The 14,731-nt window shown below is 72.8% G+C and carries 13 protein-coding genes; 9 read left to right on the plus strand and 4 right to left on the minus strand.

The genetic code is table 11. The annotated features are described in order from the left end of the window. Window positions 1–237 precede the first annotated feature (237 nt). Entirely contained in the window at window positions 238–492 is a 255-nt protein-coding gene (locus ABT403_RS22535; RefSeq protein WP_344162543.1) for a MoaD/ThiS family protein, read from the minus strand. Window positions 493–962: 470 nt separating this feature from the next. Between ABT403_RS22535 and ABT403_RS22540 the strand changes: the two genes are divergently transcribed. The 5 genes from ABT403_RS22540 to ABT403_RS22560 all read left to right on the plus strand — a co-directional run bounded on the left by ABT403_RS22540 (window position 963) and on the right by ABT403_RS22560 (window position 6,521). Beyond that, complete coding sequence (locus ABT403_RS22540) at window positions 963–1,751, plus strand: response regulator transcription factor (protein ID WP_344162540.1); 789 nt, start codon at window positions 963–965, stop codon at window positions 1,749–1,751. A 74-nt stretch (window positions 1,752–1,825) separates the two neighbouring features. Beyond that, entirely contained in the window at window positions 1,826–2,848 is a 1,023-nt protein-coding gene (locus ABT403_RS22545) for a LacI family DNA-binding transcriptional regulator (RefSeq protein WP_344162537.1), read from the plus strand. 120 nt (window positions 2,849–2,968) lie between these two features. Continuing rightward, entirely contained in the window at window positions 2,969–4,243 is a 1,275-nt protein-coding gene (locus ABT403_RS22550; RefSeq protein WP_344162534.1) for a S1C family serine protease, read from the plus strand. Between the two features lie 92 nt (window positions 4,244–4,335). Next, window positions 4,336–5,070, plus strand: coding sequence for a response regulator transcription factor (locus tag ABT403_RS22555; protein WP_344162531.1), 735 nt, complete (start codon window positions 4,336–4,338; stop codon window positions 5,068–5,070). Beyond that, entirely contained in the window at window positions 5,067–6,521 is a 1,455-nt protein-coding gene (locus ABT403_RS22560; protein WP_344162528.1) for a sensor histidine kinase, read from the plus strand. Before ABT403_RS22555 ends, ABT403_RS22560 begins: the two co-directional genes overlap by 4 nt. Here the strand turns inward: ABT403_RS22560 and ABT403_RS22565 are convergent. Further along, the gene (locus ABT403_RS22565) at window positions 6,501–7,409 is read right to left on the minus strand and encodes a phosphatidylinositol-specific phospholipase C (protein ID WP_344162526.1); all 909 of its coding nucleotides are present in this window, start codon (window positions 7,407–7,409) and stop codon (window positions 6,501–6,503) included. The genes ABT403_RS22560 and ABT403_RS22565 overlap by 21 nt on opposite strands. Before the next feature lie 130 nt (window positions 7,410–7,539). Continuing rightward, the gene (locus ABT403_RS22570) at window positions 7,540–8,127 is read right to left on the minus strand and encodes a TetR/AcrR family transcriptional regulator (protein ID WP_344162523.1); all 588 of its coding nucleotides are present in this window, start codon (window positions 8,125–8,127) and stop codon (window positions 7,540–7,542) included. 140 nt (window positions 8,128–8,267) lie between these two features. Between ABT403_RS22570 and ABT403_RS22575 the strand changes: the two genes are divergently transcribed. Beyond that, the gene (locus tag ABT403_RS22575) at window positions 8,268–9,053 is read left to right on the plus strand and encodes an alpha/beta fold hydrolase (RefSeq protein WP_344162520.1); all 786 of its coding nucleotides are present in this window, start codon (window positions 8,268–8,270) and stop codon (window positions 9,051–9,053) included. 68 nt (window positions 9,054–9,121) lie between these two features. Here ABT403_RS22575 and ABT403_RS22580 read toward each other — a convergent pair whose 3' ends face one another. Next, entirely contained in the window at window positions 9,122–10,939 is a 1,818-nt protein-coding gene (locus ABT403_RS22580) for a bifunctional metallophosphatase/5'-nucleotidase (RefSeq protein WP_344162517.1), read from the minus strand. A 147-nt stretch (window positions 10,940–11,086) separates the two neighbouring features. Between ABT403_RS22580 and mshD the strand changes: the two genes are divergently transcribed. The 3 genes from mshD to ABT403_RS22595 all read left to right on the plus strand — a co-directional run bounded on the left by mshD (window position 11,087) and on the right by ABT403_RS22595 (window position 14,725). Then, the gene (gene mshD, locus ABT403_RS22585) at window positions 11,087–12,022 is read left to right on the plus strand and encodes a mycothiol synthase (protein ID WP_344162514.1); all 936 of its coding nucleotides are present in this window, start codon (window positions 11,087–11,089) and stop codon (window positions 12,020–12,022) included. 758 nt (window positions 12,023–12,780) lie between these two features. Continuing rightward, entirely contained in the window at window positions 12,781–13,911 is a 1,131-nt protein-coding gene (locus ABT403_RS22590; RefSeq protein WP_344162511.1) for an NsdA family TPR-like regulatory protein, read from the plus strand. A 28-nt stretch (window positions 13,912–13,939) separates the two neighbouring features. Next, complete coding sequence (locus ABT403_RS22595) at window positions 13,940–14,725, plus strand: class I SAM-dependent methyltransferase (protein ID WP_344162508.1); 786 nt, start codon at window positions 13,940–13,942, stop codon at window positions 14,723–14,725. Window positions 14,726–14,731: the final 6 nt, after the last annotated feature.

Genomic DNA, 14,731 nt, shown 5'->3' on the forward strand with positions numbered 1-14,731 from the left:
CGGCGTACCGCCGCCGTCGGCGCCGGCCTGCGGCTGCCACGCGGACTGCCCCTGCGGGGCCGCCTGCCCCGGCACCGAGCCGAGCGGCGGCTGCACCGGCTGGTACCCGGTCTCCCAGGTGTCGGCGTGCCAGGTCTGCGTGCTGTACGGGTCCTGCTGCGCGGCGGCGGCCTGCTGCTGCCGGCGCTGCTGCTCCTCAGGAGTACCGGGGCTGCTCGGAGTGCTCATCGCTTCCGTTCACCCGCCCGCGAACGGCGGGAGCACCTCTACGGTGCCCCCCTCGGTCAGCAGGACGGCATCGTGCGGGCGCTTGCCCACGGGTTCGTCGTTCACGAGGAAGGAGCAGCGCTGCAGGACCCGGGTCAGCTCCCCCGGGTGGCGTTCCCGCACTGCGTCGAGCGCCTCGGCCAGTGTGCGTGCCGAGTACGGCTCCTCCGCCGTCTTGGCCGCGGCCTTGGCCGCCGCCCAGTAGCGGATGGTTCCGGTTGCCACTGCAGCTCCTATCGTGTTCGGCTCCGTCGGATCTCCACCGTCGGCCTCCATGATGACCCCTCCGGCTCGTCACCCCGGCGTGCCTCCGCGCGCCGTCCGTGCGCCCGGGCGGCCCGCGGGGGGTCCACCGATCCGGTGAAACCAGGGCATACGCAGGAGGAAGGCGTGGCGCGAACCACAGAATGCGGTGCATGGCAGCCCTCGGCCCCGAAAGGGCGGGTGGGCTATTCTGACGGCGTAGAGGATCCGGGCAACGTAGCCCCCGGGTCCTTTTGTGCTTTCAGCACGTTGAACGGACCGAGAACAGTGGTATCCATCCGGACCCCAGGGCGCGGGGGCCGGACGGCATGCCAGGCAAGTCGTACGAAGCCGTACCACGCACGTCCTCGACGGGACCGAGGAGGAACCGACGTGATGGACCAGCGAAGCAAACAGGGGCACGACCACCTGACCCGGGCAGGTGGTCGGGTATGAGTTCCCTCCTGTTGCTGACCAATGCCCTGCAGCCCTCCGCGGAGGTGCTGCCCGCACTCGGACTGCTGCTGCACAACGTCCGGGTGGCGCCGGCCGAAGGACCGGCCCTGGTGGACACCCCCGGGGCCGACGTGATCCTCGTCGACGGACGCCGCGACCTGCCGCAGGTGCGGTCGCTGTGCCAGCTGCTGCGGTCCACGGGACCCGGCTGCCCGCTGATCCTCGTCGTCACCGAGGGCGGCCTCGCCGCCGTCACCGCCGACTGGGGCATCGACGACGTACTCCTCGACACCGCCGGACCGGCCGAGGTCGAGGCCCGGCTGCGGCTGGCCACGGGCCGCCAGCAGCTCGGCTCCGACGACTCCCCCATGGAGATCCGCAACGGCGACCTGTCGGTCGACGAGGCGACGTACTCCGCCAGGCTCAAGGGCCGGGTCCTGGACCTGACCTTCAAGGAGTTCGAGCTCCTGAAGTACCTCGCCCAGCACCCCGGCCGGGTCTTCACCCGCGCCCAGCTCCTCCAGGAGGTCTGGGGCTACGACTACTTCGGCGGCACCCGGACGGTGGACGTCCACGTCCGGCGGCTGCGCGCCAAGCTCGGCCCCGAGCACGAGTCGCTGATCGGTACGGTCCGCAACGTCGGCTACCGCTTCGTCACCCCGGAGAAGGCCGAGCGGGCGGCGGAGGCGGCCGCCAAGGCCGAGCGGAAGCAGGCTCCCGCCGAGGCTCCGGCCGAGGCCCCGGCGAACGCTCCCGACGAGACGCCGGCGGCCGTCCCCCATTAGGAGGAGGCCCTGTGACCATCCCCTCTCCAGGACGCCCTGCCCAGAGGTAGGTCACCCCGCGTAGACTTCCGCGCGTGGCCAAGGTGACGCGGGATGACGTTGCACGACTTGCGGGTACGTCTACCGCCGTCGTGAGCTACGTCATCAACAACGGACCCAGGCCGGTCGCCCCGGCCACGCGCGAGCGTGTCCTCGCCGCGATCAAGGACCTGGGCTACCGCCCGGACCGGGTCGCCCAGGCGATGGCGTCGCGGCGTACCGACCTCATAGGCATGATCGTCCCGGATGCCCGCCAGCCGTTCTTCGCGGAGATGGCGCACGCGGTCGAGCAGGCCGCGGCCGAGCGCGGGAAGATGGTCCTCGTCGGGAACTCCGACTATCGGGACGAGCGCGAGGTCCACTACCTGCGCGCGTTCCTGGGGATGCGGGTGTCCGGGCTGATCCTGGTCAGCCAGGGCATGAGCGAGCGCGCCGCGTCGGAGATCGAGGCCTGGGACGCGCGCATCGTGCTGCTGCACGAGCGTCCCGAGGCGATCGACGACGTGGCGGTGGTCACGGACGACATCGGCGGCGCCCAGCTGGCCACCCGGCACCTCCTGGAGCACGGGCACGAGTACGTGGCCTGCATCGGCGGCATCGAGAACACCCCGTCGGTCGGCGACCCGGTCGCCGACCACGTCGAGGGCTGGCGGCGGGCCATGCTGGAGGCCGGGCGGTCGGTCGAGGGCCGGGTCATCGAGGCCCCGTACAACCGCTACGACGCCTACCGGGTCGCCCTGGAGGTCCTGACCCGCCCGGACCGGCCGACGGCGATCTTCTGCGCGACGGACGACCAGGCCATCGGCGTGCTGCGGGCCGCGCGGGAGCTGCGGATCGACGTGCCGGGGGAGCTGGCGGTGGCCGGCTTCGACGACGTGAAGGAGGCGGCGCTGACGGACCCGCCGCTGACGACGGTCTCCTCGGACCGCCCGGCGATGGCCCGCGCCGCGGTGGACCTCGTCCTGGACGACGCCCTGCGGGTGGCCGGGTCGCGGCGGGAACGCCTGAAGCAGTTCCCCTCGGCCCTGGTCATCCGCCGCAGCTGCGGCTGCCGCTAGGGACGGGGCCGGCCTTTCGCCGGGGGGCGGGGCCGGCCTTATATCGGGCATACATGGTTCTGTCGGGCTTCTCAGCCGGGACTCAGAAAGCTTTCATGATCCGCGGACAGAGTCGGAGACATGACCGACAGCTTCCGCCGCGAAGGCGAGTACCCGCAGGAGAACCGCCCCGCCCCGCACTCGCCCTTCGGCGAGGACTGGCAGCGCGGGCGCGACCGGCTGGCCCACGACACGATGGGCGGCGCCGCCTACCCGCCGCCGCCCGCCTACCCCCCGGCCCCGGCCCCGGCCCCGGCCCCGGCCCCGGCCCCGGGGTGGAACGAAGCGCACCAGCCCCCGGCGACGGTCATCCAGGGCGAGACCGTCCCCGGCGGAGCCACCGGCGGCGACGGCAACGGCGGCGGCAACGGCGGCAACGGCTGGAACCAGTGGGGCGCCGCCCCCGCCGCCGCCCCGGCCCCCGCCCCCCGCGCCAAGCGCCCCGTCGCGCTCCTCGCCGCCGTGGCCCTCGCGGCCGCCGTCGTCGGCGGCGGGACGGCCACCGCCGTCCAGCAGTTCCTCGGGCAGAACGGCACCGGCACCAACGCCTTCACCGGCACCAACGTCTCGCAGTCCAGCAACGGCACCGTCTCCGGGGTGGCCGAGCAGGTCAGCCCCTCCGTCGTCCGCATCGACACCCGCACCGGCTCCGGCCAGGGCACCGGCTCCGGCATCGTCATCACCGCCGACGGGGAGATCGTCACCAACAACCACGTCGTCAGCGGCGCCACCGAGATCCAGGTGACGATGAGCGACGGCAAGAAGTACACCGCGAAGACCGTCGGCACCGACCCCGACAAGGACCTCGCCCTGATCAAGCTCCAGGGCGCCGGAGGCCTCAAGCCCGCCAAGCTCGGGAACTCCGACGGCCTCAAGGTCGGCGACCAGGTCGTCGCCATCGGCTCCCCCGACCGCCTCACCGGCACCGTCACCAGCGGCATCGTCTCCGCGCTCGACCGCGAGGTGAACGTCCCCAAGTCCGAGGACCGACAGCAGCAGCGCGGCCGGCAGGGCGGCGGCGGCTGGCCGTTCTCGTACGACGGGCAGCAGTTCAACGGCGGCACCGGCTCGGACACCACCTCCTACAAGGCCATCCAGACCGACGCCTCCCTCAACCCCGGCAACTCCGGCGGCGCCCTCGTCAACATGAACGGCGAGATCGTCGGCATGCCCTCCGCGATCTTCTCCCCCTCCAGCGACGGCTCCAGCGCCGGCAGCGTCGGCCTCGGCTTCGCCATCCCCGTCAACACCGTCAAGGCGGACCTCGCCTCCCTCCGCAAGGGCGGCAGCGGCTCCGGCGGCGGCTCGGACCAGAGCGGCGGGGGCGGCGGCAACGGGTTCGGCATCTCGCTCTGAATCCGGACCCGCCCGCTCCACCGCCTTCTGACACCCTGGGACCGGACGGCCCCGTCCCGCGCACCGACGACGACCACCCCTGGGGGACCAGCATGAATCCGGCCGAAGGCGACCCGCAGCGGATCCTCGTCGTCGACGACGAACCGGCGGTGCGCGAGGCCCTGCGCCGCAGCCTCGCCTTCGAGGGCTACGACGTACGGACCGCCGTCGACGGCATCGACGCCCTCGACCAGGCGGCCTCGTACGCCCCCGAGCTGATCGTCCTCGACATCCAGATGCCCCGTATGGACGGCCTGACGGCGGCCCGCCGGCTGCGCGCGGCCGGCGCCGTCACCCCGATCCTGATGCTGACCGCCCGCGACACCGTCGGCGACCGCGTCACCGGCCTCGACGCGGGCGCCGACGACTACCTCGTCAAGCCCTTCGAGCTGGACGAGCTCTTCGCCCGCGTCCGCGCCCTGCTGCGCCGCAGTTCCTACGCCGCCCCCGCCGCCGGCCCGGCGCAGCCCGAGGACGTGCTGACCTTCGGCGACCTGCGCATGGACCTCGCCACCCGTGAGGTCACCCGGGGCGGGCGGCAGGTGGAGCTGACCCGTACGGAGTTCACCCTGCTGGAGATGTTCCTCGCGCACCCGCGCCAGGTCCTGACCCGCGAGCAGATCCTCAAGACGGTCTGGGGCTTCGACTTCGAGCCCAGCTCCAACTCCCTCGACGTGTACGTGATGTACCTGCGGCGCAAGACCGAGGCGGGCGGCGAGCCGCGCCTGGTGCACACCGTGCGCGGGGTCGGGTACGTGCTGCGCGCCGGCGAGGGCGGGCCCGAATGACGAGTCCGGCCGCCAGATTCCGCGCCCTGCCGCTGCGCTCCCGGCTGGCGCTGCTGGTGACGGTGGCGGTGGCGGTCGCGGTGGCGGCGGTGGCCGGGGTGTCCTGGGTGATGGTGCGGGCGCAGCTGACCGACCAGCTGAACCAGTCCCTGCTGTCCACGCAGCCCGACGAACAGGTGGTGCGGACCCTGCGCGAGGGCTGCGTGACCCGCCCGGCCGTCGGTCCGCCGAACATCGCCGAGGAGCTCGGCCCGACCGTGCAGATCGTCACCGCGGACGGTGCCCGCTGCCTGGTGAGCGGACGCAGCGACCTGCCGGTCTCCGCCGCCGACAAGGCCGTCGCGGCGGGCCTGAGCGGCAAGAGCCTGCACGACGCGACGACCGGCGACGGCACCAAGATGCGCGTCTACACGATCAACAAGCGGCTCACCACCGGCGCTTCCTTCGGGGTCTCCATCGCCAAGCCCCTCGCCGACGTCGAACAGCCCCTCTCCACCCTGGCCTGGGTGCTGCTGCTGGTCTCCGGCGTCGGCGTGGTCGGGGCGGGGGCGGCCGGGCTGTGGGTGGCGCGGACCGGGCTGCGGCCGGTGGACGAGCTCACGGGGGTGGTCGAGCACATCGCCCGGACCGAGGACCTCACCGTCCGGATCCCCGACGAGGGCGACGACGAGATCGCCCGCCTGTCGCGGTCCTTCAACTCCATGACCGCGGCCCTGGCCTCCTCCCAGGAGCGCCAGGCCCAGCTGATCGCGGACGCCGGGCACGAGCTGAGGACCCCGCTCACCTCGCTGCGCACCAACATCGAGCTCCTCGCGCGCAGCGAGAAGACCGGCCGGGCCATCCCGGCCGAGGACCGCCGCGAGCTGCTGGCCTCGGTGAAGGCGCAGATGACGGAACTGGCCTCGCTGATCGGGGACCTCCAGGAGCTGTCCCGCCCGGACACCGCCCCGCACGCCCCGCTCGGGGTGGTGGCCCTGCACGAGATCGCGGGTGCGGCCCTGTCCCGGGCCCGGCTGCGCGGCCCCGAGCTGCGGTTCGAGGCGGATCTGGAGCCCTGGTACGTACGGGGCGAGGCGGCCGCGCTGGAGCGGGCGGTCGTCAACCTGCTGGACAACGCGGTGAAGTTCAGCCCGCCGGGCGGCGCGGTCGAGGTGTCGCTGCGGTCGGGCGAGCTGACCGTACGGGACCACGGGCCGGGCATCCCGCCCGAGGACCTCCCGTACGTCTTCGAGCGGTTCTGGCGCTCCGAGTCCGCACGCGCCCTGCCCGGCAGCGGGCTGGGCCTGTCCATCGTGGCCCGCACGGCCGCCCGCTCGGGCGGCACGGCCGAACTGCGCCCGGCGCCCGACGCCGCAGGCGGCACGGAGGCCACCCTCCGCATCCCGGGCGCCCCGACCCCACCCCCGACGACGGAACCGGGGCCGGCCGCGTCAGTTGTGCCGGATCAGTGAGGTGACCAGGCCGGCGCGGGTGTTCGGGAAGTCCATCGGGACGATGCCGAGGCCCGTCCGGCCGGACAGTTCGGCGCCGTCGACGAAGGCGTGGACCTGCGGGTTGAGGCGGTCGGAGTTCCAGCGCGGGGGCATGTAGGCGGCGGTGCTGGTGTAGTTCACGAAGAGCTTGCCGGGCTGGGCGACGGCCTTGCGGAACTGGTCCTCGATCCGGCCGCGCTTGGCGAAGGGCTCGGTGTTGTAGTCGTCCTGGATGTCGAAGACGCTGCCGTCGCCGTAGCGCAGGCCCGGCAGTCCGGCATTGTCGGCGAGGAGGACGACCTTGCCGCGGGCCTGGCCCAGGGCGGGCAGGGTGTCGGCGATGCGGAAGAGCGGGCGCCAGCCGCGGTGGTCGAGGTAGTCGTCGAAGACGGCGCGGAAGGTGGCGTCGCTCTCGGTGGAGTACTCCTGCTTCACGCGCATCAGGACGGTCTCCGAGGGGTGCGCGGCGAGGAAGGCGGCGCAGGCGACGAGGACGTCCCCGAACATCAGGTTCTGGAAGAACGCGGCGTGGTGGATGGCGAACGAGCCGCCCGTCACCCGGCAGCGGACGTCGAGGAAGCGGATGCCGGAGTCGAGCTGCTCGGCGATCGAGGTGTTCTGGCAGGCGACGTAGAGGCCGCCCTGGCGGGCGCCCGAGTCGTGGGTGCCGGGGATGGTCATGCGCTGGAGGGGGGTCGAGTCGCCGAGGCCCGCCATCCAGTCCTGGGTGCCGAGGGTTCTGCCGGCGGCACCTCTCGCGGTGAGGCCCCGCGCGGCGGCCGGGGCGGCCGCGCCCAGTCCGAGTGCGGCGGCGCCCGCGCCCGCCGCCAGTGCGCCGGTCAGGAAGGTCCGTCGGTCCACTGCCATGCCCGCCCCTTTGTCCGCAGTCCGTCGTGCGTCGACGGCGTCCGTCGTCCGTTGTCCGTCGTGCGTCGACGGCGTCCGTCGTCCGGCCACCGTGGCCGGACCGGATTATGGCGTGCGGAGCCTGCGGTTACTACCCGTCGGTACGGGCGGGTTCGCCGAGCAACTCGACCATGGCGCGCAGCCCTTGGGCGAGTTCCGCCCCCGTCGGCGCCTGCGCGGGGTCGGTGAGGACCTGGACCATGACCCCGCTCAGCAGGGCGATGTGCAGGGAGCCGAGGGAGCGGACGTCCTCCTCGGTGACCGCGTCCTCGGGGACCCCGCGCAGCGCGGCGGCCACCATGCGCCGGTTGCGGCGCTGGCCCTCGGCGAGGATCGCGAGCAGCTCGGGCGAGGACTGGGCGTGCACGAAGGCCTCGACGGAGGCGATCCAGAGCCAGCTCATCTCGCCGAAGTCGCGGATCTTGCGGTCCCAGGTGTCGGCGTAGCGCTCCTCGGGGGTGTCGCCCTGCCCCGCGAGCCGGCCGGCGCCGGCGGCCCACTCCTCCATGGCGGCGAACAGCGCCTGGTTGAGCAGCACCTCGCGGGAGCCGAAGTGGTAGCCGATCGCGGCCATGCTCACCCGCGCCGCCGAGGCGATGTCGCGCACGGTCGTGCGCAGGTAGCCCTTCTCCTCCAGGCAGCGGCGCGCTCCGGCCAGCAGGTCCTCGCGATTTCCCATGCCGGGATCGTAGCCGGGGCACGGTTTTGGGCGGTTGCCCTACACGTACGTATTGCGCGCCCGCCCAAATCCTGTCAGGGTGAAGCCGTCACCCCACACCGAGGACACGCCCAGCAGCACCGAACGGGGAGAGCCGAACCATGCGCCACACGCTGGACATCGACGGACGCACGCTGTCGTACCTGGACTTCGGCGGCACCGGCCGCCCCCTGCTCGCCCTCCACGGCGGCATGTCCGAAGCCGCCGCCTTCACCGGCCTCGCCGCCGCCCTCGGCGAGCAGTGGCGGGTCATCGCCCCCGACCAGCGCGGCCACGGCGACTCCGGCCGGGCCCCGGACTACCGCCGCGAGGGCTACGTCGCCGACGCCGTCGCCCTCCTCGACCACCTCGGGCTCACCGAACCCATCGCCCTCCTCGGCTACTCCCTCGGCGGCCTCAACGCCTACCACCTGGCCGCCGCCCACCCCGACCGGATCGGCGTCCTCATCGGCGTCGACGCCACCATCGAGATCGGCATCCCGGACGGCCCGCACTGGTTCGACTTCCTCGGCGCGCTCCCCTACACCGCCCCCACCCGCGAAGAACTCCTCGCCGCCGTCGACCCCGCCGCCCTGCCCTTCGTCACCGACGGCGTCCGCCCCCTCCCCGGCGGGGACGGCTGGCGGCTCGCCTTCCACGGCCAGGACATGCTCGACTCCATCCACGCCTGCCACGGCGACCACTGGAACACCTGGCTCGCGAGCACCTGCCCCGCCCTGCTGATCCACGCCACCGGGAGCCAGGCGCTCCCCCAGGCCACGGCCACCGCGATGGTCACCCGCCGCCCCGGCACCTCGTACACCCCCCTCGACGGCGACCACTTCGTCCCGTTCACCGACCCGGAGGGCTTCCACGCCGCCGTCGCGGAGTACCTGGCCCGGGTCTGAGCGGTACCGGGCGAAGCGAAAGGGGCGGCGGGCCTTCCGGCCCGCCGCCCCACGCTTTCGTACAGGTGTTACTTGACGACCGTGATCCGGTTCGCCGCCGGCGGGGCGATCGGAGCCGCCGCCGTCGACTTCGCCAGGAGGTTGTTGAACGCCTCCAGGTCCGGCACGCCGACCAGCTTGTTCTTGTGGTCCCTCAGGACCGTGAAGCCGTCACCGCCGCCCGCGAGGAACTCGTTCATCACCACCCGGTAGGTCTTGGCCGGGTCGATGGCCGCGCCGTTCAGCTTCACCGAGTCCACGACGATCCGGTCCGCGCCCGGCTTCGTCATGTCCAGCGTGTAGGTGAAGCCCTTGGAAACCTGGAGGATCTTCGGGTTCGGGCCGTTGACCGGGCCGCTGACCTGCTGCTGGAGCGCCGTGATCAGCTGCGCGCCGGTCAGGTCCACCACGTTCAGCAGGTTGTTGAACGGCTGCACCGTGTACGACTCGCCGTACGTGACGACACCGTCGCCCTCGTCACCGGCCGCCTTGTACGCCAGGTCGGCACGGATGCCGCCCGGGTTCATGACGGCCAGCTGCGCCCCGCCCTTGTCGGCCGCGGAGGTCGCGTCCAGCTGCGCGTCGGCGATCAGGTCACCGAGCGGCTTCTCCGGAGCCTCCGAGCCGCGGCCCGCGATGTCCGCGGAGATGTAGCCCATCGGACGGTTGGCGACCGGGGCCGCCAGCTTCTTCCAGCGGTCGATCAGCTCGGTCATGTCCGGGGCCTTCGGCAGGCTCCGGGTGACGACCTTGTTCACCGGCTTCGGCGACTGCACCGGCGTGCGGACGATGTCCTTCGTCGCCTTGTCGTACGTCAGCGTGGTGTCCGTGAACAGCCGGCCGTACGAGGCCGCCGAGGTGACCGTACGCGGGTTGCCCGCCGGGTCCGGGATGTTGCACGAGTACGCCTGGTGGGTGTGGCCCGTCACCAGCGCGTCGACCTTCGGGCTCACGTTCTTCGCGATGTCGACGATGGCACCCGAGATGCCCGCGCCGGCACCCGGCACGTTGCAGTCGTAGTTGTACGCGCCGCTCGCCGGCAGACCGCCCTCGTGGATCAGCGCCACGATCGACTTCACGCCCTGCTTGTCCAGCTCGGCGGCGTACTTGTTGATCGTCTCGACCTCGTCGCCGAACTTGAGGCCCTTCACGCCGTCGGCGGTGACGACGTCCGGCGTGCCCTCCAGGGTGACGCCGATGAAGCCGATCTTCACGTCCCCCTTCTTCCAGACGAAGGTGGGCGACATCAGCGGACGCTTCGTCTTCTCGTCCGTCACGTTCGCGGCGAGGTACTTGAAGTCCGCTCCCGAGTACGTCTTGCCGTACTCGAAGCAGCCTTCAACCGGGTGACAGCCGCCGTACGCCATCCGGCGCAGCTCGTTCTTGCCCTCGTCGAACTCGTGGTTGCCCACGCTCGTCACGTCGAGGTTCAGCTTGTTCAGCGCCTCGACGGTCGGCTCGTCGTGGAAGAGACCGGACAGCATCGGGCTGCCGCCGATCATGTCGCCGGCCGCGGCCGTGACGGAGTACTCGTGGCCCTTGCGGGCCTCGCGCAGACCCGACGCCAGGTACTCGACGCCGCCTGCGGGTATGGACTTGGTGGTGCCGTCAGCCTGCAGTTCGGCGACCGTGCCCGAGGAGCCCTGCGGGGGCTCCAGCGTGCCGTGGAAGTCGTTGAACGACAGCATCTGTACGTCGACGGTCCGGCCCTTGGCGACCGGAACGCCGCCACTCGCGGCACCGGCGGGCAGCGCGGCGGCGACCAGAGCGCCGGCGCCCGCGGTGAGGGCGAGGGCGCCGAAGGTCAACCGGCGCGCCGTGCGGTGCCGTTGTGGCTTCGCTGACATCTGTTCCCCTTTTTGGACAGCGAGACAACTGGGAGGTGCCCGCAGCCTAAGGTCAACGCGCGTAGCACCAACAGGGGGGTACGGGTTGCGAGCTGGTTACGCGCAGCGGTCGGGCGGGTCGGGCGGTCGCGGTCGTAGGCTCGGACCATGACTGACGCAGACGCAGCGACGGCCGTCGAGCCGGGACGCCACATCGAGATCCTCGACGAACTGACGGAGGAGCAGGCCGAAGCGGTCCTCGGGCTGATCCACGAGGCGGCCCGCACCGACGGCACCACCGCCGTCTCCGAACAGGGCCGCCTCCAGCTGCGCGGCGGCCCCCGCGAAGGCATCCGCCACTTCCTGGTCACCGACGACGGCCGGCTCGTCGCGTACGGGCAACTGGAGGACACCGACCCGGTGGAGGCCCCCGCCGCCGAGCTCGTCGTCCACCCCGCGCTGCGCGGCCGCGGCCACGGGCGCGCCCTGGGCACCGCCCTGCTGGCCGCCTCCGGCAAGCGGATCCGGGTGTGGGCCCACGGCGGCAAGTCCGCCGCCCGCCACCTCGCGCAGGTCCTCGGCCTGACCCTCTTCCGCGAACTCCGCCAGCTGCGCCGCCCCCTGGGGACCGATTCCGCCCCGCTGCCCGATCCCGTACTGCCGGCCGGGGTGACCGTCCGCACCTTCGTCCCCGGGCAGGACGACGCGGCCTGGCTCGCCGCCAACGCCGCCGCCTTCGCCCACCACCCGGAGCAGGGCTCCCTGACGCAGCGCGACCTCGACGACCGCATCGCGCAGCCGTGGTTCGACCCCAAGGGGTTCTTCCTCGCCGAACGGGAGGGGGAGCTGGTCGGCTTCCACTGGACGAAGGTCCACGCCGAGGAGCAGCTCGGCGAGGTCTACGTCGTCGGAGTCCGCCCGGGCGCCCAGGGCGGCGGCCTCGGCAAGGCCCTGACGGCCATCGGCCTCCACCACCTGGCGGGCACGGGCCTCCCGACGGCCATGCTGTACGTCGACGCCGACAACCCGGCCGCCCTGGCGGTGTACGAGGGGCTGGGGTTCGAGACGCACGAGGTGGACCTGATGTACCGCACGGAGAGCTGAGGGGGCTCGCTCCGCTTTGCATCCCCCTCCGCTCTGGCTTGCTCTTCTTCCGCCGGGCTCTGGGGTCTCGCGTCTTCTTCCGCCGGGCTCTGGGGTCTCGCGGTGCGGGCCCGCCATCTCCCCCTCGAGGGGCCGGGGGCGGGTCGGTGGCTGCCCACCCTCCTCCCTGTCTGCGGGGCGGTGGGTGGGGGGCGGTCGCCCGCCAAGCGGTACTGATCAGCCGGCCGGGACGTCGCGATGTCGGGGTTCCGGCCGGGCGGTCTCAGAGATGCCTTGGGGCTTTCCCGTCAGTCCCACTGTCCTTCCGGGCCGGGCCGCCCTGTCAAGGGCGCTCCCTCCGGTCGCGTCGCTCCGCGATGGCCTTCGGCCACCCTTGACAGACCGACCCGCCCCGGAAAGACAAGGACTGCCGGGAAACCCCCAAAAGGACGGGCCGGTGCATGGTCGGGCATGCGGCTCCCTCAGCGATGAGCCGGGCGGTCGGGGGCGGCCCGCTGGGCATCCGGGCCGCCACAGACGGCAAGCGGCGCCGACCCACGCAACAGATCGCTACGCGCTTCTCCCGTCTCGGCGTCCGGCTGCCGTCTGGGGCCGCTACCCGCACGACATGCCGTTCAGGCAGACATCCGAGGCAGGTGCGCGCGGCAGATCGCTACGCGCTGCCCAGATCCCGGCGTCTCCCGGCCGTCTGGGGCTGGTCATAGGCGGGCTGGACGTTGGCGACGGCCCTCGTGAACTCGCGGCCGGAGGAGTCGCGGATGTCGGCGGTCGTCGCTCAGAGCCGGGTCGGGGCGCTGGTCGGACTGGCGCAGCCTGATGTGTCGGCGATCGAGAACCGGCGGCGGGCCGTGACCTCGGCCGAGGTACGGCAGCGGATCATCGACGGGCTCGGCGTGCCCCTGGAGCTGGTCGGCGTCCGGCCGGAAGGGGTGCCGCTGCCCTCGCTCGTGCTGCCGGGCGTGGTGTCGGAGGCCGGCGGGGAGCGGTTGGCGGGCGTGCGGAGGGGTGGGCTGCGGCTGGACGTCGCTTCCGTGGACGCGATGGACGCGCTGTTGGCCGCGCACCGCCGGGCCGAGGACACCCTCGGGTCGCGTGCCGTCGCACCGCTGGTCACCGCACAGTTCAGGGCAGTGGCGGGGCTTCACGGGCAGGCCCGGGGGGCGCTCGCGGACCGGGTGGTGAAGCTGCTCGCCGAGTATGCGCAGTTCTTGGCGTGGATGGCGCAGGACCAGGACAACGCGGCTGTGGCGCTGGGGTGGTTCGACCGGTCGTATGACTGGGCGCTGGAGGCCGGGTACGGGGACATGGCCGCCACCACCATGAGCATGAAGGCGCATCTGGCGTGGTCAGGGGGTGAGGGGCGGCGATGTGTGCGGCTCGGGGAGGCCGCCGCGGCAACCGTGGGGGCGAGCGCGGCCACGCGGGCCATGGCCGTGCAGATGGCCGGACGGGGATACGCGCTGGAGGGGGAGCGCGGGGAGGCGTACGCGCGGCTGGACGAGGCGCAGCGGATCATCTCGGACGCGGTGGACGCGCCGCCTTGGCTGTACTTCTACGGGGAGTCGTGGTTCGCGGCACAGCGTGGCATGGCCGACCTGCACCTGGGGGACTGGGAGGGGGCCGTCGGGAACCTGACGGCCGGGCTGGCCGGGTTCGGGCCGGCGTTCCGGCGGGACCGGGCCTGGTACGGGGCCTGCCTGGCCCGTGCGTACACGGGGGCCGGGGAGGCCGAGGCCGCTCTGACCACGGCGCTCGGCGTGGTCCACGACGCCTCGGAGATCGGCAGGCCGCATGGCTGGGCCGAGCTGCACAGGGTGGGCGCGCTGCTGCTGCGGCGAGGGGCGGGTGAGGGCCGGGCCCTGGTGGACGCGCTCGCCGAGCTCGACTGAGACGGTCCCGCACTGATCAACTCGGGGTATGAACCCCGTCATTCGAGCGCTTGAACGGTTCCACGCCGATCGGCCCTGGGACCACAACGCCCACTACCACCCGTGGATCCTGCGTCAGCTGCCCACGCGGTTCGGGCGCGCCCTGGACGTCGGATCGGGCAGCGGGGAGCTCGCCCGGCTCCTGGCCTCGCGGGCCGGAGCGGTGCGCGGTGTCGACGTGGATCCCGGCATGGTCGAACGGGCGCGGGAGCTCACCGCCCCGGCGGCCCCGGTGACCTTCACCGTCGGCGACGCGCGGAAGGAGCTGCCGCCCGGCCGCTACGACGTCGTCACCTGTGTCGCCACCGTCCACCACATGCCGTTCGGCGACGCCCTCGCCCGCTTCCGGAGGCACCTCGCGCCCGGCGGCCGTCTGGTCGTCGTCGGGCTCTACCGCCGTCGGTCGTGGACCGACCGCCTGATCGACACCGCCGCCATCCCGGCCAACGTCGCCATGGCCTGGATCAAGAACAAGGGCCGCCACGCGCCGCGACCTGCGGCGATGACCGCCCCCACCCGCCCCGCGGAGATGACCTTCGCCGAGATCGTCCGCGAGGCCCGTCGGGCGCTGCCCGGCGCGCGGCTGCGCCGGCGCCTGTTCTGGCGCTACACACTGGTCTGGCACCACCGCCAGACGGCCGCCACCCACACGGGCGTACGGGGGCGGGGTGCGGGGGAATCCTGTCCGTACGTGGAGTCTGGAAGCCATACGCCATTAACCGGGCATTCAGACGCGCTTGCGAGCCTCCCAGCATGCAGCCCCGACTCCGCCTGACCGCGG

This window comes from Streptomyces sp. NPDC000075, from assembly GCF_040301925.1.
GTDB classification, from domain to species: Bacteria; Actinomycetota; Actinomycetes; order Streptomycetales; family Streptomycetaceae; genus Streptomyces; species Streptomyces polychromogenes.

Coding starts and splice junctions, on each gene's coding strand:
- ABT403_RS22540 (WP_344162540.1), top strand. CDS start 963: ATGAGTTCCCTCCTGTTGCTGACCAATGCCCTGCAGCCCTCCGCGGAG.
- ABT403_RS22550 (WP_344162534.1), top strand. CDS start 2,969: ATGACCGACAGCTTCCGCCGCGAAGGCGAGTACCCGCAGGAGAACCGC.
- ABT403_RS22555 (WP_344162531.1), top strand. CDS start 4,336: ATGAATCCGGCCGAAGGCGACCCGCAGCGGATCCTCGTCGTCGACGAC.
- ABT403_RS22560 (WP_344162528.1), top strand. CDS start 5,067: ATGACGAGTCCGGCCGCCAGATTCCGCGCCCTGCCGCTGCGCTCCCGG.
- ABT403_RS22565 (WP_344162526.1), bottom strand. CDS start 7,409: ATGGCAGTGGACCGACGGACCTTCCTGACCGGCGCACTGGCGGCGGGC.
- ABT403_RS22570 (WP_344162523.1), bottom strand. CDS start 8,127: ATGGGAAATCGCGAGGACCTGCTGGCCGGAGCGCGCCGCTGCCTGGAG.
- ABT403_RS22575 (WP_344162520.1), top strand. CDS start 8,268: ATGCGCCACACGCTGGACATCGACGGACGCACGCTGTCGTACCTGGAC.
- ABT403_RS22580 (WP_344162517.1), bottom strand. CDS start 10,939: ATGTCAGCGAAGCCACAACGGCACCGCACGGCGCGCCGGTTGACCTTC.
- mshD (WP_344162514.1), top strand. CDS start 11,087: ATGACTGACGCAGACGCAGCGACGGCCGTCGAGCCGGGACGCCACATC.
- ABT403_RS22590 (WP_344162511.1), top strand. CDS start 12,781: ATGTCGGCGGTCGTCGCTCAGAGCCGGGTCGGGGCGCTGGTCGGACTG.
- ABT403_RS22595 (WP_344162508.1), top strand. CDS start 13,940: ATGAACCCCGTCATTCGAGCGCTTGAACGGTTCCACGCCGATCGGCCC.